Below are 17,584 nucleotides of genomic sequence, written 5' to 3' on the forward strand. Positions count from 1 at the left end.
TTTTCTATATGTCTAAAGTTATTTTTCCTAAAGGATTTTTATGGGGTGGAGCGACTGCAGCTAATCAAGTTGAAGGAGCGTATGCAGAAGACGGAAAAGGATTAACGACGGTTGATCTATTACCAACTGGTGAAAACCGCTGGGATATTATGAAAGGAAATATTCATTCCTTTACACCGGTAGAAGGAGAGTTTTATCCATCACATGAAGCAATTGATTTTTATCATCGTTATAAAGAAGATATTGCTCTATTTGCAGAGATGGGATTTAAAGCGTTACGTGTATCGATTGCTTGGACACGTATTTTCCCAAATGGTAATGATGAAAAGCCGAATGAGGCAGGATTACAGTTTTATGATAATTTATTTGATGAACTATTAAAGCATGACATTGAACCAGTTGTTACGATGGCTCACTTTGATGTGCCTGTTCATTTAGTAGAAAAGTATGGAAGCTGGAGAAGTAGAAAGCTTGTCACTTTCTTTGAGACGTATGCAAAAACGATTTTTAATAGATATAAAGATAAAGTGAAATATTGGATGACGTTTAACGAAATTAATATGCTTTTACATTTACCTTTCATGGGAGCAGGTCTAGCATTTAAAGAAGGTGATAATAAAAAACAAATTCAGTATCAAGCAGCACATCACCAACTTGTTGCAAGTGCGTTAGCTGTAAAAGCGTGTCATGAAATCATTCCAGATGCAAAAATCGGTTGTATGCTTGCTGCCGGTGCAACGTATCCATATACGTGTAATCCAGACGACGTTTTTCGTGCGATGGAACAAGACCGAGAATCATTCTTCTTCATTGATGTACAAGCAAGAGGCACATATCCTGGATATGCAAAACGCTTCTTTAAAGATAATAATGTAACAATTGAAATGGAAAAGGAAGACGAGGCGATTTTAAAAGAGCATACAGTTGATTATATTGGCTTTAGTTACTATGCAAGCCGAGCAACAAGTACAGATCCAGAAGTGTTAAAAAGCATAACGAGCGGGAATGTATTCGGTTCTGTTGAAAATCCATATCTTGAAAAATCAGAGTGGGGATGGACGATTGATCCGAAAGGCTTCCGTATTACAGCGAACCAACTTTACGATCGTTACCAAAAACCTTTATTCGTCGTTGAAAATGGTCTCGGTGCAATCGATGAATTAAATGATGCAGACGAAGTGAACGATGCATATCGTATTGATTACCTAGAGAAGCATATGATCGAAATGTCAGAAGCGATCCAAGATGGTGTAGATATTATCGGATACACAAGCTGGGGCCCAATTGACCTTGTAAGTGCTTCTACTGGAGAAATGAAGAAACGTTACGGATATATATACGTTGATAAAGATAATGAAGGAAAAGGTTCATTAAAAAGATCGAAGAAGAAAAGCTTCGACTGGTATAAAGAAGTAATTGCGACGAATGGTAAGAGTTTGGAGTCTTAAGTATGAAAAGGAGACATCTTAATGGATGTCTTCTTTTTTAAAGTATGGAAATTGATTTCCCTTTACACAAACATAACGGTATAATATAGTTAAGTTAAGTGAACTTAACTATTAAACAAAATAACAGCATGGAGGAAGAGTGCTATGACTAGAACGTATAAAGAAATAATTAATGAAATGAACCGAGCCTATAATGAATTCTACATTTTACTATTTCAGGAGTTGAAAGATGAGTACGGTCTTACAGGACAGCAAGAGAGTATGTTATTTCATATTCATTTAAATGAAAACACGACAGCGAATCACATTGCGACTACTTTTAACATATCGAAAAGCGCTGTGAGTCAAGTTTTATCGAAATTGGAAAAGCAGAAGATGATTTCAAAACAAGTAAATCCTAATAATAAAAGGGAGTATTTCCTTACACTTGGTCCGAACGGTAGTAAGTATATGGAGCAGTTGTCTAAGTTAGATGATGTATTAATTGAGAAGTATTTTTCAAAAATCGATATCGGTGCTTTAGAACAAATGACGGATACGTTAAAGAAAATAAATAAGGTGATATTGGAAGAAAAACAGAAGGATCTTGATTGTAATGAGTAAGAACTTGAATGAGATAATGAGTAGAAAGGAGGAGAAGCGTATGATGAGTCACATACCAAATATGATTACGATAGCAAACTTTGTATGTGGACTTCTCGCTATTCACGCTGTTTTCGTTCACGATATGTATGGTGCAGTCATGTTCATTATTACAGGTATGGTATTTGATCTGTTTGATGGCATGGTTGCTCGGAAACTTGATTCTGTTTCGGAAATTGGCGGAGAGTTAGACTCATTTGCGGATTTAGTTACGTTTGGCGTGGCACCGTCTATTCTTGCCTATAGTGTCGCTTTAAAAGATTTGCAGTCTATTGGGATGATATGTGCGCTTGCTTATAGTATTTGCGGAATGCTTCGGCTTGCGAGATTTAATACACAACAAAGCAAACTCCCGACATTCATCGGAATGCCAATTCCATTCGCAGCCATGTGTCTCCTCATTTTATGCTTTTTGAATAATCCAGTTTCCGTGGCATTTGGTACATGCGTACTCGCTTATTTAATGGTGAGTAAAATTAAATTCCCTCATTTTAAAAAAGATATATCGGAAAGCTTGAAGTCCGAAAGATGGGAGTAATAGGAAAGGTAAGGAGCAGAACATGATTCGTATGGCATTAAGATCATTCAATATACAAATGTATTGTTTGCTAGGCGTGATGTTATTGGGATGGGCGATGACACCTTTTCGAGCCCAGTTTGTAGGGATAAGCATTGGCCTTTTAGTTAGTATGTACTGCGCCTGGATTTTAGAAAGACGTATTGAAAAGTTCGGAGGTAGCATTGTAAAAAAAGAAAAAGCACCGATGCTTGGAATGATGAACCGGTTCGCAGCCGCCATACTCGGCGCAATTATTATGTATGAAATTGAACACCGTGAGTACATGTGGACATTTGCAGCTGGAATTATGAGTGGGTATTTCTTGGTTATTATTAATTTGGGGTATTACAGTATGAGAGATGCGGAGGAATAGATGAGTAAACTCTCAAGTATAGAATGATATACTTGAGGTTTTTTTATTATATAAAAAGTTTGCTCATTTTAAATGTATCTATTACTTGTTGCAACATATCCATTAGAAAAATTCCCATTTCAGTACCTTTAACAATATAACATATATATTCATTATTTTTGAAATCTTAATCTATTACATGTCCCTTTTTCGGAGGTATTTCATTTGTCTAGAAGGATTTTCTATTTATTACAAGAATGAACAGTAACGTATAATCTAATTTCCATGAATGTAATAGGGAGGCAGTGAAATTTGAACAGGAAAATTTGGTTTGTATTTACTTGTTTTGCTCTTTTAGTATCTGGTTATATTGTTGTCCAATATTTTATTATGGATGGATTTCAAACAGGGCTTGTAAAAGCGAAGCTTATGTTTGGATCTAAATTAAGTGAGTTCTGGTATAGTATGTTATTTACGCATATTACAACGAGTATAGTAGCATTAGTAATTGGTCCGTTTACATTATCGACTAAATTTAGAGAAAGGAATATCAATCATCATCGAATAATGGGGAGAATCTATATGGTTGGTATATTATTAGGGGGCATTTCTGGACTGTACCTGTCCTTTTATGCTACGGGGGGATTGGTAGCGAAGCTAGGTTTCGGTTTGTTATCCGTATTTTGGCTAACATCAGCATATCAAGCATTACATAGAGTTAAAAATAAAAAAATGAAAGAGCATCGGAATTGGATGATTAGAAATTATGCTTTAACCTTTGCGGCAGTTACATTAAGAATTTGGCTACCGTTGTTTATCGTTCTATTTGGAATAGAGCGGTTTGAACTTAGTTACGCGGTTATTGCTTGGTTAGCGTGGGTACCTAATTTAATTATCGCAGAATTATTTATAAGACAGAGACTTAATAAAGGAAAATACGAGGAAAATGAGGATTTACATTTTTGATGTGAATCTGCTGTCATATTGAGGGCAGAATTTTTCAGTAGTTCAATGTTTTTATAGGTGTAAGCATGTTGCTATCTAACAACGAATAGCGGATTCCTAACGAGAGTAATAATAAAACCCAACATAAAATTTAAGAAAAATTTTATATTTACCCCACATTTTATTTTAAAAGTTTTTCCTATCCTATAAACAAGTTACATCAAGGAGGAGACTGAAAATGAAGAAGTGGGGATTTTTTATTTTTAATATATTCCCTATATTCGAAGACAAAGTAGAAGATTGAATATATGAACAAAGTACTGGTTCTTAAACTATGTTCTAAATAATAGATGAAAATGTAAAGTTAGGGGATTCCACATGCATACAGGAGTTTTAATGAGTTATTTGTATACTTATTTTTTTACAATTATGTTTTGTGTTTTATTTCAAATCGGATTTTATTTTAAAGCGAAAAACAATATATCTATTCGACATTTTTTATGGGTATATGTTTTTCTATTCTACCTTTCGCTAGTGTATAAAGTGACGCAGATTGCGACTGTATGGGATATAAGTAGATATGAAACGTGGATTCGTGTAAATCAAATCAACTTGACTCTATTTGATACGGCAGGTAGTACTACGTATCTTTTGAACATTGTACTGTTTATGCCATTCGGTTTCTTACTACCGACTATTTGGCCGCAGTTTAGAAAAATGAAAAACACCGTATGCGCAGGATTCTTTTTTTCATTGGCAATTGAGTTAAATCAATTACTAAATAATAGAATTACAGATATTGATGATTTATTTACGAACACCCTTGGGGCAATTATTGGGTATGTATTATATAAAGTATTATATACAGCGTTATTTAAATTGATATTGAAAAGAGAGGAAAAAAAGCTTGATACGAACTCTTCTCTAGTCATAAAATACGAGGCTATTTTTTGTTTAGTGTGTTCATTTGTAGGTGCGATGTTAATTTATTATCCAGCTTTATTTGGAAGACCTGTCATCCTTCAGTGAGGCGATTAAGAATTTCTTGTTAATGCCCGTACGATATTTCAATTTGCAAAAAGCCTTTAACTCGTTATAGTTAAAGGCTTTTATCATCATAATTTTAGTTACCAATTACCCACTCGAGCATCCGCCTTCAACCACTTCACCCAATCCAAATCCTCTACCCTAAGTAAACTGAGTGAAACACCTTTCATATCTAAAGAAGTGAGTAGCGTACCAACTTTTACGAATGTAATCTGTAATCCTTCCAGCTCACACAAACGGCGAATGTCATTTGCGAAAATGTATTGTTCCATTAATGGAGTGGCGCCGAGTCCGTTAATAAGGATGGCGAAGTTGTCACCTTTTCTCCAGCGATAAATGCTTTTTAGTTTGTTCATCAGTTCAATCGCTAATATTTCAGAAGAGGATAGTGCTTCTTTACGGTAACCTTTTTCGCCGTGAATACCGACGCCGTAAAAAACTTCATCTTCGTTTAATGTGAATGAAGCTTGTCCTTTCACCGGATCGTTGGCAGGTGAAAGGGCGACTCCTAATGTGTGTAAGTTTTCAGTGATAGAACGGCCGAGTGCAGTCAGTTCTTCTAAAGAATGACCTTCAAGAGCGGCCGCACCTAATATTTTTTGAACGAAAACAGTACCAGCGACGCCGCGTCTTCTTTTATTAAAAGAAGCATCATCTTCAATTGAAACGTCGTCATTTACGATGATGTGGTCAATTTGTCTTCCTTCTTCTTTTGCGATTTGTTCTGCCGCTAAAAAGTTAGCTACGTCATCTTTAAAGTTTTTTATGATGAATAGTATACTTTTTTCTTTTGGCATGAGGCGAGTTGCCGCCACAATTTGTTCCACTGTAGGCGGAGTGAAGATGCTGCCGTTTACGGTCGCCGTAAGCATTCCTTTTCCTACATAACCAATATCAGCAGGCTCGTGTCCGCTACCACCGCCGCTTATTATGACAACGTTTTGCTTCAGTTTTTCGATATCTTTTACATAAATGATGTTATTTGTTTCGTCATAATTTACTTTGTCGTTATGTTCAAAATAAAAGCCATGCAGCATATCTTGAACGATATTTTGTACATCATTCATAATCTTTTTCATTGCTTTTGCCACCCTTTAATTACTTTGCTGATTGCTCCAGTAATAGTAGTAATTGATTGTTTATCATATTTTTCATGAGAGAAGACATAATGGAAGGATCTACTTCGCACTTACTTTCAATCCAATCTTTTATCGTTCCAACGAAGCCGTGACTATAAAAGGAGGCAATCGTATTTTTTGTCTCATCAGAAAGGCTGAATCCACAGCTTACAGATAGTTCATCAATAATCTTCATATATAAGTTTTTCGTATGCTCAAATAAATAGTGATTAAACGAGTTTTGTTCAATGACTTTAAAAGCGTTTCGGTAAAATTTTTGATTTTCATAAAAGTAATCAAATAATAAATCGAAAATATTTTCCCACGTTTCATAGTCGAGAAAGTCGATAATGTTTTCTTTCGTTTCTTCTCTATAAATCCAGCTTAATAGTTCAAATTTATCTTTAAAATGATAATAAAAAGTTTGCCTACGCATTTGACAGTGTAACATAATATCGCTCACTGATATTTTATGAAATGACTCTGTTTCCATTAAATACTTCAATGAATTCGCGATTATCTTTTTAGAAATTATAGAAGAGGTCATCTGAATCATCCCTAGAATGTTAGTAATATGAAAATCCTACCCATAAATGAGAGCGGTGTCTTTAGACAGATTGTCCATTTTGTCCGTTTACTATAAAACGCTTTCATTTTAACATGGATAGTAAGAAGAAGATTTCAAATATATCACAATATATTAAAGGAATTGAGGGAGAACTACAATGAAAAAGATTATAAACAAACCAGAAACATTAGTAATGGAAATGTGTAATGGAATGGTTATGGCTCATCCAGAGCTTGAGCTTTTGAAAAAATATAAAGTCATTAAGAAGAAAGAAATGAACGAAAATAAAGTAACGTTAATTAGCGGAGGCGGTAGTGGTCATGAGCCGGCACATGCGGGATTAGTCGGAAAAGGAATGTTAGATGCGGCAGTGTGCGGAGATGTGTTTGCTTCGCCTTCACAAATTCAGGTATACCAAGCGATTAAAGAGACAGCTAGTAAAAAAGGTACGTTATTAATTATTAAAAATTACAGCGGCGATATTATGAATTTCAAAAACGGTGCGCATTTAGCGACTGAAGATGGAATCGAAGTCGACTATGTAAAAGTAGACGATGACATTGCGGTAGAAGATAGCCTGTACACAGTAGGACGCCGCGGTGTTGCGGGCGTTATTCTCGTTCATAAAATTGCCGGTGCAGCAGCGGAAGCAGGTATGGATTTAGGAGCAGTGAAAGCAGTAGCCGAAAAAGCAGCTGCTAACGTGCGCACAATCGGTTTAGCGTTAACTTCTTGTACAGTTCCAGCGAGCGGATCACCTACTTTCACACTTGCGGAAGATGAAATGGAATACGGCGTAGGTATTCACGGCGAACCAGGAATTAAACGTGAAAAAATGTTGTCAGCTGATGAACTAGCGAACCGTATGACAAATGATTTAATGAAAGATTTAGGAGTAAAAGATGGCGAGGAAATTGCACTGCTAGTTAACGGTTTTGGCGGAACACCACTGCAAGAACTTTACTTATTTAACAACGCAGTGACGAGAGAACTAGCTGCTAGAAACATTAAAATCAATAGAGTATTCGTCGGTAACTATATGACGAGTATCGATATGGCAGGTATGTCTTTAACGGTAATGAAGTTAGATGATGAGCTAAAAACATTACTATCGAAAGAATGTAATACACCAGCGTTTAAAGTAGACGGGCCAGTTGAAAGTGTTGAGTATGTAAATGTACTTGAAGAGGCAGAAGAGAAGGAAGTTTCCTTTGAACTAGAAACGGCGGAAGAGCACGCTGTGATTAAAGATAATGTCATTACATTAAATAACATGATTTATCTCGTTGATAAAATGAGCGATATTATTATTAAAAATGAAGTACCGTTCTGTGAGCTAGACACGCATGCGGGTGACGGCGACTTTGGAATGAGTGTGGCAAAAGGATTTAAGCAATTAAAACGTGAGTGGCACTCTATTGTAGAACAAGAGAATGTAACGATCGGATCATTCCTTGACGGTTGTTCCATGATTATTATGGAACATTGCGGCGGCGCATCTGGTCCAATTTGGGGCGGTGCATTCCGCGCAGCTAGTAAAGCAGCAGGCGAAAAACGTGAGTTAACAGTGAAAGAATTCGCTGAAATGTTGCAAGCAGCTCTGCAAGGCATACAATCTATCGGTGAAAGATCATTCGGCAGAGGAGCGGTAGTTGGTGATAAAACACTTGTTGACGCACTTGCTCCATGTGTAGACTCTTGGTTAGATAACGCTTCAAATGAAGTAGACATGAAAACTGCCTTTGAAAAAGGGGCAGAAGCAGCGGTTAAAGGAGCAGAGTACACGAAAGAAATCGTAGCTCGCATGGGCCGCGCCGGTACAGTTGGTGAAAGAAGTTTAGGATATCCTGATGCAGGTGCGCATGCACTTGGAGTTATCTTTACGGAGATTGGGGGTAGTTTGAAATAAGGGTGATACAAAATTCGCTCCACAGTAATTCTCTTACTGTGGAGCGAATTTTAAATTATGATTTAATTGTTTTTTTATAAAATAAAAAGCTATCTTCATTCGTGTATTTTGATTGGAGCAGTATGTAATAATGTTAATTGTTTACAAACCTTATTAAAAGCTAAATATCATAATTGTATTTAAATCGATGATAGCATATCTTTTAAAAAGGTAAACCGTTGGCGTGGCTTTTCTTTAAGTCCTTTTAGAAAAATATTTAACTCCCCAATAATTGTAACTTCCTTTTTAGCACGAGTAATCGCTGTGTATAATAAGTTGCGATTCATCATAAGTGTATACGAGCTTGAAATTGGAAGCAGAACATGGGAGAATTCGGAACCTTGAGATTTGTGAACTGAGAAGCAATAAGCTAATGCAAGTTCATCTAGTTCTTCCTTATCATAAAAAACTTCTTTTTCACCGAAATCAATAATTAATTTTTCTGGTTCTTCAACTGTTTGTTCATTATTTTGTACTGATGTGCTTGCTGGCAGAATACCAATCACCATTCCTAGGTCCCCATTTAATACATCTTTATTACTATCATTTTTTAATTGTATCACTCGGTCACCTACATAAAATTCATAATGCTTATTGGCATATCCTGTTTCCATAAAGGAATGAGATGATGGGATTTTTTGGGTAATTAATAAATTTTGAATATGTTTATTAATATTAGTAATCCCTTGCTCTCCTCGATGAATGGGGGCAATAATTTGAATATTTTCAAATGGAATACCACGGTCAAGGATAGAAAATACTTCGGATTCAATTGTTTTTACAATGTCATCTTTAGTTGTTGGAAGCCATTTAACATCGTCGCTAGTTTTAATGAGTTTTTTTGAAATATCCCCTTTCCGAATAGTGGCAGCTAAATCAATTATCATTGAGTGCTGTTGCTGGCGAAATGTAGTGTCCAATTCAATTGTTGGAAAAGCATTAGACTTGATAATATCTTCAAATACATTTCCGGCTTTTATAGGAGGAAGTTGTTCTTTATCACCCACTAATATAATTCGATCTCCGGCGTGCAATTGTTCAAGGAAACGGCTCATAGTAGAAATGTCCATCATTGACATTTCATCGATAATAAAGAGCCGGTTCTCAGTATTCTTATCATCTGATTGTTGATTTAATAAGAAGTGATGAATTGTTTGAGCTGGAATTTCTGTGATTTCTGTCATTCTTTTTGCAGCTCGGCCAGTTGGAGCTAGTAAAACAACCTTATTTAAAAGTTGATGAAAGTCATAGATTTCGAAAAAGCGATTATATAGCATTAAAATCGCTTTTATAATTGTACTTTTACCTGTTCCTGGTCCTCCTGTAATAACAAGTACATTGTTGCGCATGGATTCAATAATTGCTATTTGTTGTTCATCAGATAAACTGAAAGGTAACCTTCTGTGTATATTAATAAAGTGATCTAATAACATATCAGTATCCTCTTCTGTTAGTTGTGTTTTGAAACAGCATAGAAGGGATAGTTTTTCTGCAATAGTTTGCTCGTAGCTATGATATCTTGCTAAATAAATACGTGTTTCAATTTGACGAATTTGACCAATTTCAGTTGTGAAATCTTCTAATTCATTTACATTGGTAGAAATAAGTTCAGTCAAATTTTCATCTATTACTTCTGGGGGATATTGCACACCATCTTGATTGAATAAAATTTGTCCTGCCTTCTTTATAACATAGGCTTTCATTGCAAAAGTACTTCCATCATGTTCGTAAATTTCATGTAGAGCGTACTCAATAGCGCCTTTAATACGGCGAGTATCTGTTCCTCGTATGTTGATTTTCTCTGCAATTTCATCTGCCCTTTTAAAACTAATACCGCGTATTGTATTTGCAAGACAATATGGATTTTCCATAATTCTTTGTACAGATGCATCTCCATATAACCGGAAAATTTTCTTTGCTAGATTCAAAGAAATTCTCCATTCATGAAGTTTAGTAATAATCTTTTGCATTCCTAAATTTTCGATAATAGTTTCTTGAATTGTTGCAATTGTTTTTTGAGGGATACCTTTAATTTGGCTCAACACTTCAGGTGAATTAACAATTTTAATTAAACAATCTTCTCCTAACGTTTCTACAATCTGCTCTGCTCGTTTTCTTTTAATCCCTTTGAAAAGACCAGAGCTTAAAAACTCTATGACATGAACTGAGTTTATAGGAATATCACGAATATATGTATCGCATTTGAAAGACATACCGTATTTTTTACTAATTTCAACAGTGCCAAAAAATTTATAGGTTTGGTCTTTCTCTGGGGGGGGAGAATGAAAAATAACTCGTATTTTATCTTGACTTACATCTATATTTGTTTCCTGGATAAATATATCACAGATACAGTAGGGTGATAGCGGATTTTTATAATTAGCGTAGACTGTATCTATAACTGTTCCAATAATGTATTTAATTTTTTCAGCGTAAATTTCTTGCATTAAAAAATTCTCCTTTACAGTAAAACACTTGTTGTTTAAAAACTATTTAATAAAAAATTAATAATAAAGAATTTTTTTAGGAAGTAACATTCTTTGTTCTATTAATTTTAAAAAATTATATCAATACAATTGATATAAACATGATATTTGATGATTTAGTATATAGTTCGTAAAATCCTAATTATATAATATCCTTTGGCGTATTTGTAGTTTTTTAGGGAAGAACTAGAATAAGAGATGTATTAGGAGACAGGATTATTATTTTGGTTGGTATTCCCACGAGGGGGGCGGGTAGTGGCTTTAATTTATTGTGTATTAGTACCGAGTAAACAAGGGTGGTACTTTCGATGATGATGCTGTTCATTATGTATTGAAAGATGGATTTATTTTAAACAATCCTGATCATGATATTCGCTCAAGTTTTACAATGTTCCCGGAAAAGGTGTTAACGTTTATGAAATTAGATAGTGGCATTCCGCGCAGCTAGTAAAGCAGCAGGCGAGAAGCATGAGTTAACAGTGAAAGAATTTGCTGAAATGTTACAAGCAGCACACTGCAAGGCATACAATCGATCGGTGAAAGATCATTCGGCAGAGGAGCGGTAGTTGGTGATAAAACACTTGTTGACGCACTTGCTCCATGTGTAGACTCTTGGTTAGCTAGCGCTTCAAGCGAAGAAAATATGAAAACTGCCTTTGAAAAAGGTGCAGAAGCAGCGGTCAAAGGAGCAGAGTATACGAAAGAAATCGTAGCACGCATGGGCCGCGCCGGTACAGTAGGTGAAAGAAGTTTAGGATACCCTGATGCAGGTGCACATGCGCTTGGAGTTATCTTTACGGAGATTGCGGGTAGTTTGAAATAGGAATGAGAAAGTCCCTTTGCCTTAAGGTGAAGGGGCTTTTATATAGTTGGTAGAAGACTATTTTCGGGCTCTCTGTAAAATATGAATTTGTTACTATTTTTGATAAAATTTTATTTCAAAAATACAACTAATATTTCTCAACATTAATATATTGAAAATAATTAGAATATTTAAGATAATCGTTTGTGAAGAAAGAAATTATAAAAAAAGGGGGAATTTATTTTGTTACGTCGCTTATCTATTTGTACTTTATTAACAGCTTTTATGTTTACTTTATTTACATTTAACAGCTCTGCTTTCGCGGCTACGAATACTACTGAAAATAAAACAGTAGTAGCAGCTTGTGCCAAGGGAGGTACGGTAGGTACATATGGTGCAAAGATGCGCAGTGGTTACACTGTGGGATCACCTGTCTTACATACATTTACTAGTGGTCAGAAAATTACTGGCACATGGGTAACAGGTGAGTATGTTCAAGGGCATTATAGTAATTCTAAACAGTGGTTAAAAGTTACTTATAAAGGGATGACAGGTTATGTATCCCACACAACATTATATAACGTTTGCTCATAAAACTATGTAATATAATAGCTTTTGAGATATTGAACTAATCCCTTATAGGGATTAGTTTTTTTTATCTCCTTGAAAAATATCCATATTTAACTAAGTTAGTGTATAGATAACCATTTTTTCTAAGGATTTATTGGATTAATAGTTTTAATATTAGTTGTTAATTAGTATGGAGAAATTTATCATGCAAGAAGATTGAGAAATCAAGAATTATAAAAAATTATAGTATCTTCGATATAAAACTTTCTTTGGATTTATAACTATAAGTAAAATGGCAACTATTGAATAAAAAATTGCAGTATACATAATTAATTCAATTAATGGTCCATTTATTATGCCAATAAATAAATTAAAGAAAAAGTGGATGATCATTGGAACAATTAAATTTTGATTTAAATTATAAAATGTTGCCATGATAATTGTAGTAGATATAATTGCAATCATAAAAAATAAAATATATTTGATTAAATTACTGCCTGTAAAACCTGTAGTAAACCATATAGGTAGATGCCACATTCCCCACCAAAAACCAATAATGATTGAAGATTTTAATGGCGAGTATTTTTTCTGGAGCTCCATTAATGCAAAACCCCTCCACCCTAATTCTTCTCCTAGTGGTCCAGATACAATAGTTTTAACAACATAATAAATTAACACGCCCCATGTAGTTCTATTAAAAATAGAGTCTGCTTCACTATTAGTCGAAATGAGAAACAACATCGTCAAAAATATAATTATTTGAATCATACTGACAGTAAGAACGATAGAGTAGTTAAGTTTATTTTTAAATCTATTTTTTACGAATTGAATAAAACTTTGTCCAGGATAAATTCTTTTAAATAGAAACATAAAAGCAAAAGTGGAAGACCAAGCTGATATGCAGAGCATTACATCAAAAATCCAAGTTGGAAAATGTAATAACTTTGTAATTCCTACAAGCAGAAAAAGTGGCCAAAAAATAATGTTGGTTAGTAATATAAAACTTACCACCGGCTTTTTCAGTCTTTTATCTTCAGTCATATACAATTCCACCTTAAGTTAAATTTTTAACATGCAATAATGTACCTATTCAGCGCGTTGAGATGATGCACCGAGTATTTTTTCTATTATATCTATATGTTCTTTCAAAATATTACTTAGTTAATTAATAAAGGGAATTTCCAACTAATTGTTCACATAAAATCCGTTCTTGGAAGTAAAGTTTTAAAAGTAATTTATCCATAGTGATATTAAAATTACTACTAACAGGGGAGCACCACATCGCTATCATGCTAACAAAAATAAACTACACAAAATTAATTTTTTTGCTTCATATGTTAAAGAATATGGAACAAAAACCAGAAAATGAAATGATTCATACAGAACTAGAGGTATATATAATTTTATACATTTACATAGTTTTTTAATTTTAAACAGTAAACTAATTCTGGATGGTGTCCTTCTTCAATCTCTCCTGTTGGCCTAAAACCCACTTTTTCATAAATCCGCTTTGCGCGTTCATTATCGTGAATAACCGATAAGAATATTTCTTCGCATTTGTACGTCTGAACCATACTATCTATTACTGCTTTTAAAACAGGAACCCCATACCCTATCCCTTGATATTGATGGCCAAGCATCATACTAATTAACTCATATTGCTTCGTTTCATTTCTAAACCCATACGAAGCAAAACCTATTAAAACATCATTATCATATATAGCTTTCGGAGTAAACCCAAACGTTTGGCAAGCTGCAAGAAAGAAAGCATTTGAACCAACCCATCTTTCATATATTTGAATGTGTTTTTCTTGAAGTTTATCTGATTTTAAATTAATAATTTCAAAGAAATTTTCTTCTGTTACATCTATTAATTTTAGATTCATCTTTTCCCCTCTTTCCATTTTTTACATTATCTATTCTAATTCTTTATCGTGTTTCTTATTCCTTTATCTTCTTAATCAATAACTCATTAGTATTCTATATACTAATTGCATGAATTAAGAGGTTTCGTGCACTACTTCTTGGAAGTTGATCATGTAGCGCTCTATTTCGTAATTCACTATGCTTTCCAAAGAAAATAATGAAAGGAAAGGCGATGAATACATTTGCAAAATGACAAAATTGTAAGAATACAAGAATGTTTGTAAGAAAGTTCGATGTTTTCCTTTTTCTTTTTTTATTATAGTGAAAAAGAAGAAAGAAATATTCTCTTATGTAGGAAAGGAAGATAATAATGATTGATCTATTAAATAAATGGATGTTAGAAAGTACAGGGAATTTCAATATTGTTGTAGGACTTACAGCACTTCTATTTTTAGGTTCAGTAATTGCACTTATTATTATTTACAAAAAAATTGGTAAACCAGATGAAGGAACAAATGCTATTTATTTAAAAATTACTTCTCGTATGTTTATTACTCAAATTCTAATGAATGCCATATTTATTTCTTTAGTTGGTAAAGATATCGAGAATTTCCGTCAAATCTTTATATTATTTGAAGCTTTTGTATTCTTTATTGGAGCTATTTATTCGTTTAAATTATATAGACAGGAATACAAATAGTGCACTTATAAGAAACAATAAAAAATGTAAAATTTTCCTTTTTAGTTTACTGTATATTCTATACATATGAGGTTAATATAACGTCTCATTATCGGTAGCAAGAAAAAGGCGAATTCCAAATTTCAAAAGGAATTCGCCTTTTTCTTTTTCTATAACCCTATCCATCTCTTTATACATTCCTATCATGGCGGTACCCCATTTATAGGTTATGAGAAAGGGTATTTTTTGCACTATTATCTATTCTTGGATATTATTAATAATATCTATATGAACTTATGTTTTTATTAAAAAAGTTTGGCGGTGTGTAAAATGATGAAAGGGATTAAAAATATTGAAACGAAAGAACCGATAAACATGTTTCTATTTATTCCCTGTAGTACTCTTTTGTTTGATAATATTTATCAACATTTTATTCTTGGAAAGGATTTTACACTAGAGAAGCTTTTATTTGAACTCGTATTTTTATTTATTTTCATTTCATTTTTTTTATGTAATAAGTGTTTACAAAAAATGAATAAACAAATGTTTACAAAATATATTTTTCTTGGTGTTAGTATTATTTATCTTTTGGCATATGATCTTATGTTTATACGTGATCCAGGTTCGTCTTTACATATCCCATATTTAGAGTGCTTCCTAGTAATTTCTGCACCTTTATTTTTAAGTATTCATTATCTTCTAACGGTATCTATTTGTATGGTATGTAGATTTTTAATTGCTATTTATTATTTTGAAATTAACTATCCAATATCATTAATTTTATTGTTTCTAATCATTTTTGTTACGTCATTTTTTGTATTTCTTTCATTAAAATTTTTAGTACAAAAAATTAAAGCATCCTATGAAAAACAAATGAAAGAAACAGCTTTATCGATAATGAGGATAATGGAATTAAAGGATCAATATACGAAAGGACATAGTGAACGTGTAGCCAATTATGCTACGATTCTTGCTAAAGAAACAAATGAATATGATGATAATTTTTTAAAACAATTTCATTTTATTTGTTTATTACATGATATAGGGAAAATAGGTATTCCGGATGAGGTTTTAAAGAAAGCATCTTCTCTTACAGAAGAAGAGTATAATCTTATTAAGACACACCCACAATTAGGATTAGAAGTTTTTAAAAATATATCTTTAATAAAAGGTAGCGAAGATATAATTCTTTCTCATCATGAAAGATGGGATGGAAAGGGCTATCCTCAAAAACTAAAAGGAAATCAAATACCATTATGCGCAAGAATTGTTGCAATAGCAGATGCTTTTGATGCGATGACTTCTTCAAGAGCGTATCGTTCGGCTCTATCTCCTGAAGAAGCGTATAGACGTATTATAGAAGGATCTGGTACACAATTTGATCCTTCCATGGTAGAGATTTTCAAAAAGGTATTTCCTTTGTGGGAAAAAATGGTCCCCAATTCTTTTCGTTAAAAACACATGTCTGAAATCGATTCTTATTTCAGGTATGATGAATACGAAAAATGAAAAAACAAATTCAATCGTGATAAAAATTTGGAACTAGATAATGAATAAGGCATATAAAGAAAAGGTACCCATATAGGTACCTTTTCTAATAGTTTTTTAGCAGAAACAACTGCATCCGATAATGATTAATAGAATAAATAATACAACTAATAAAGCAAATCCTCCAGCGAAAGCAAAGAAGTTAGGTGGGGGATCAACTGCCCATAAAAATCCGATTGGTTCAACTAATAATCAGTGGAGGATAAAGAACCCCCCCGCTGATTAAAGTTTCACTTTATTATGCACTGTTACATACTTCTCTAAATTCCTCTATTTTTCATTTGATAAAATAAAATCCTAATATTACCAAGAGTTAAATAAATATTTCTACATATTCAAGATATTTACATAAATTACAAAAGTGATACATTTAAGTTGTAAGCTATAAAAACTATTAAAGGGGGATTTATTATGTTTAAGAAATTAGTAGTAGGGCTATTGGCAACTGGTATTGCATTAACAGGAGGAATTGGAGCGGCTTCAGCTGATACGCAAAAAGCTGTGAGTTCTCCGAAGCAAGCAGCATGCTCAATTCCTTATGAGTATTCTAATGGTAAATTTAAAAGAACTCTTTATTACTCAAATGGAGTATATGCTAATAGTTTTAATGAAAATGTTTGTGGCGGGACGATTACATGGTATTTAAAGCATGTTCAAAATGGAGTTGCTTTTTACGAAGGTAATTTAAAATAGTAGAGTTTTTGAACCTCATGTATTGAGGTTCTTTTATTTTTGATTTTTAAACTGATTCTCTATAAAAAAGCTAGGATTTCTCTTAGCAAAAGAGTTATATGTCATACAGAAAGACAATTGTATGCAAACTGGATATTTTCAATTTTATTATATAACGTTTATTGAGGGATAAATTGAATTATAGCAATCTTTACGTAAGCTTTATGTGATATTAAAGTTTTTGGGAGAGGTTGAAGTAGAATTTTGTACAAATAAGTAGGAAGTATGGAGATAATATTATAAATAAAGGGCTCAATTCTCAAAAGGGAGAGAG

16 protein-coding genes and 2 pseudogenes are annotated in these 17,584 nt (G+C 33.4%); 12 read left to right on the forward strand and 6 right to left on the reverse strand.

Features of this window, described 5'->3' with window-relative positions; genetic code table 11:
• Positions 1 to 8: 8 nt before the first annotated feature.
• From ACTFR9_RS19135 to ACTFR9_RS19160, 6 genes are all read left to right on the forward strand, one after another.
• Positions 9 to 1,448: a 6-phospho-beta-glucosidase gene (locus ACTFR9_RS19135; RefSeq protein WP_001984321.1), complete on the forward strand. Its 1,440-nt coding sequence runs from the start codon at positions 9 to 11 to the stop codon at positions 1,446 to 1,448.
• A gap of 144 nt (positions 1,449 to 1,592) precedes the next feature.
• Positions 1,593 to 2,051 carry a MarR family winged helix-turn-helix transcriptional regulator gene (locus tag ACTFR9_RS19140; protein WP_061535745.1) on the forward strand — a complete coding sequence of 153 codons (459 nt, stop codon included), beginning with the start codon at positions 1,593 to 1,595 and terminating at the stop codon, positions 2,049 to 2,051.
• Positions 2,044 to 2,628: a CDP-diacylglycerol--serine O-phosphatidyltransferase gene (gene pssA / locus ACTFR9_RS19145; RefSeq protein ID WP_113732456.1), complete on the forward strand. Its 585-nt coding sequence runs from the start codon at positions 2,044 to 2,046 to the stop codon at positions 2,626 to 2,628. The genes ACTFR9_RS19140 and pssA overlap by 8 nt, the downstream gene beginning before the upstream one ends.
• Positions 2,629 to 2,650: 22 nt before the next feature.
• Positions 2,651 to 3,022, forward strand: coding sequence for an ATP synthase subunit I (locus ACTFR9_RS19150; RefSeq protein WP_229136821.1), 372 nt, complete (start codon positions 2,651 to 2,653; stop codon positions 3,020 to 3,022).
• Positions 3,023 to 3,313: 291 nt separating this feature from the next.
• Positions 3,314 to 3,967 carry a DUF2306 domain-containing protein gene (locus ACTFR9_RS19155; protein ID WP_098487700.1) on the forward strand — a complete coding sequence of 218 codons (654 nt, stop codon included), beginning with the start codon at positions 3,314 to 3,316 and terminating at the stop codon, positions 3,965 to 3,967.
• Between the two features lie 357 nt (positions 3,968 to 4,324).
• Positions 4,325 to 4,975 (forward strand): VanZ family protein, encoded by a 651-nt coding sequence (locus ACTFR9_RS19160; RefSeq protein ID WP_098487699.1) that lies wholly within the window; start codon positions 4,325 to 4,327, stop codon positions 4,973 to 4,975.
• A gap of 98 nt (positions 4,976 to 5,073) precedes the next feature.
• On the opposite strand, the gene dhaQ is transcribed toward ACTFR9_RS19160, so the two are convergent.
• Both dhaQ and dhaS read right to left on the reverse strand, forming a co-directional pair.
• Positions 5,074 to 6,072, reverse strand: coding sequence for a DhaKLM operon coactivator DhaQ (dhaQ, locus tag ACTFR9_RS19165; RefSeq protein ID WP_440049011.1), 999 nt, complete (start codon positions 6,070 to 6,072; stop codon positions 5,074 to 5,076).
• Between the two features lie 19 nt (positions 6,073 to 6,091).
• Positions 6,092 to 6,658, reverse strand: a complete 567-nt coding sequence (dhaS, locus tag ACTFR9_RS19170) for a dihydroxyacetone kinase transcriptional activator DhaS (RefSeq protein WP_000204220.1) — start codon at positions 6,656 to 6,658, stop codon at positions 6,092 to 6,094.
• A gap of 178 nt (positions 6,659 to 6,836) precedes the next feature.
• Between dhaS and dhaK the strand changes: the two genes are divergently transcribed.
• On the forward strand, positions 6,837 to 8,588 hold the full coding sequence (gene dhaK / locus ACTFR9_RS19175; protein ID WP_169509492.1) for a dihydroxyacetone kinase subunit DhaK: 1,752 nt from the start codon (positions 6,837 to 6,839) through the stop codon (positions 8,586 to 8,588).
• A 179-nt stretch (positions 8,589 to 8,767) separates the two neighbouring features.
• On the opposite strand, the gene recD2 is transcribed toward dhaK, so the two are convergent.
• The gene (gene recD2 / locus ACTFR9_RS19180; RefSeq protein ID WP_229136822.1) at positions 8,768 to 11,074 is read right to left on the reverse strand and encodes an SF1B family DNA helicase RecD2; all 2,307 of its coding nucleotides are present in this window, start codon (positions 11,072 to 11,074) and stop codon (positions 8,768 to 8,770) included.
• A 470-nt stretch (positions 11,075 to 11,544) separates the two neighbouring features.
• Here recD2 and ACTFR9_RS19185 point away from each other — a divergent pair.
• Positions 11,545 to 11,936, forward strand: a pseudogene (locus tag ACTFR9_RS19185) (DAK2 domain-containing protein); the annotation flags it as partial.
• A 222-nt stretch (positions 11,937 to 12,158) separates the two neighbouring features.
• Positions 12,159 to 12,509: an SH3 domain-containing protein gene (locus ACTFR9_RS19190; RefSeq protein WP_000946189.1), complete on the forward strand. Its 351-nt coding sequence runs from the start codon at positions 12,159 to 12,161 to the stop codon at positions 12,507 to 12,509.
• A 207-nt stretch (positions 12,510 to 12,716) separates the two neighbouring features.
• Here ACTFR9_RS19190 and ACTFR9_RS19195 read toward each other — a convergent pair whose 3' ends face one another.
• Entirely contained in the window at positions 12,717 to 13,526 is an 810-nt protein-coding gene (locus tag ACTFR9_RS19195) for a CPBP family intramembrane glutamic endopeptidase (protein ID WP_074532292.1), read from the reverse strand.
• A 362-nt stretch (positions 13,527 to 13,888) separates the two neighbouring features.
• Positions 13,889 to 14,371, reverse strand: coding sequence for a GNAT family N-acetyltransferase (locus tag ACTFR9_RS19200; protein ID WP_001049722.1), 483 nt, complete (start codon positions 14,369 to 14,371; stop codon positions 13,889 to 13,891).
• A gap of 350 nt (positions 14,372 to 14,721) precedes the next feature.
• Between ACTFR9_RS19200 and ACTFR9_RS19205 the strand changes: the two genes are divergently transcribed.
• Positions 14,722 to 15,051, forward strand: coding sequence for a hypothetical protein (locus tag ACTFR9_RS19205; protein WP_000566279.1), 330 nt, complete (start codon positions 14,722 to 14,724; stop codon positions 15,049 to 15,051).
• Positions 15,052 to 15,360: 309 nt separating this feature from the next.
• Positions 15,361 to 16,485 carry an HD-GYP domain-containing protein gene (locus tag ACTFR9_RS19210; RefSeq protein ID WP_000975377.1) on the forward strand — a complete coding sequence of 375 codons (1,125 nt, stop codon included), beginning with the start codon at positions 15,361 to 15,363 and terminating at the stop codon, positions 16,483 to 16,485.
• Positions 16,486 to 16,635: 150 nt separating this feature from the next.
• Here the strand turns inward: ACTFR9_RS19210 and ACTFR9_RS19215 are convergent.
• Positions 16,636 to 16,710: pseudogene (locus tag ACTFR9_RS19215) on the reverse strand (YjcZ family sporulation protein); the annotation flags it as partial.
• Positions 16,711 to 16,989: 279 nt separating this feature from the next.
• Between ACTFR9_RS19215 and ACTFR9_RS19220 the strand changes: the two are divergent.
• On the forward strand, positions 16,990 to 17,271 hold the full coding sequence (locus tag ACTFR9_RS19220; protein WP_000473834.1) for an LCI fold-containing protein: 282 nt from the start codon (positions 16,990 to 16,992) through the stop codon (positions 17,269 to 17,271).
• Positions 17,272 to 17,584 lie beyond the last annotated feature (313 nt).

The sequence above is a fragment of the Bacillus cereus group sp. MYBK222-1 genome (genome assembly GCF_051916425.1).
GTDB classification, from domain to species: Bacteria; Bacillota; Bacilli; order Bacillales; family Bacillaceae_G; genus Bacillus_A; species Bacillus_A paranthracis.

Bases quoted from the DNA above. Each gene is read 5' to 3' on its own strand.
- ACTFR9_RS19135 (WP_001984321.1), top strand. From the start codon at position 9: ATGTCTAAAGTTATTTTTCCTAAAGGATTTTTATGGGGTGGAGCGACT.
- ACTFR9_RS19140 (WP_061535745.1), top strand. From the start codon at position 1,593: ATGACTAGAACGTATAAAGAAATAATTAATGAAATGAACCGAGCCTAT.
- pssA (WP_113732456.1), top strand. From the start codon at position 2,044: ATGAGTAAGAACTTGAATGAGATAATGAGTAGAAAGGAGGAGAAGCGT.
- ACTFR9_RS19150 (WP_229136821.1), top strand. From the start codon at position 2,651: ATGATTCGTATGGCATTAAGATCATTCAATATACAAATGTATTGTTTG.
- ACTFR9_RS19160 (WP_098487699.1), top strand. From the start codon at position 4,325: ATGCATACAGGAGTTTTAATGAGTTATTTGTATACTTATTTTTTTACA.
- dhaQ (WP_440049011.1), bottom strand. From the start codon at position 6,072: ATGAAAAAGATTATGAATGATGTACAAAATATCGTTCAAGATATGCTG.
- dhaS (WP_000204220.1), bottom strand. From the start codon at position 6,658: ATGACCTCTTCTATAATTTCTAAAAAGATAATCGCGAATTCATTGAAG.
- dhaK (WP_169509492.1), top strand. From the start codon at position 6,837: ATGAAAAAGATTATAAACAAACCAGAAACATTAGTAATGGAAATGTGT.
- recD2 (WP_229136822.1), bottom strand. From the start codon at position 11,074: ATGCAAGAAATTTACGCTGAAAAAATTAAATACATTATTGGAACAGTT.
- ACTFR9_RS19195 (WP_074532292.1), bottom strand. From the start codon at position 13,526: ATGACTGAAGATAAAAGACTGAAAAAGCCGGTGGTAAGTTTTATATTA.
- ACTFR9_RS19200 (WP_001049722.1), bottom strand. From the start codon at position 14,371: ATGAATCTAAAATTAATAGATGTAACAGAAGAAAATTTCTTTGAAATT.
- ACTFR9_RS19205 (WP_000566279.1), top strand. From the start codon at position 14,722: ATGATTGATCTATTAAATAAATGGATGTTAGAAAGTACAGGGAATTTC.
- ACTFR9_RS19210 (WP_000975377.1), top strand. From the start codon at position 15,361: ATGATGAAAGGGATTAAAAATATTGAAACGAAAGAACCGATAAACATG.
- ACTFR9_RS19220 (WP_000473834.1), top strand. From the start codon at position 16,990: ATGTTTAAGAAATTAGTAGTAGGGCTATTGGCAACTGGTATTGCATTA.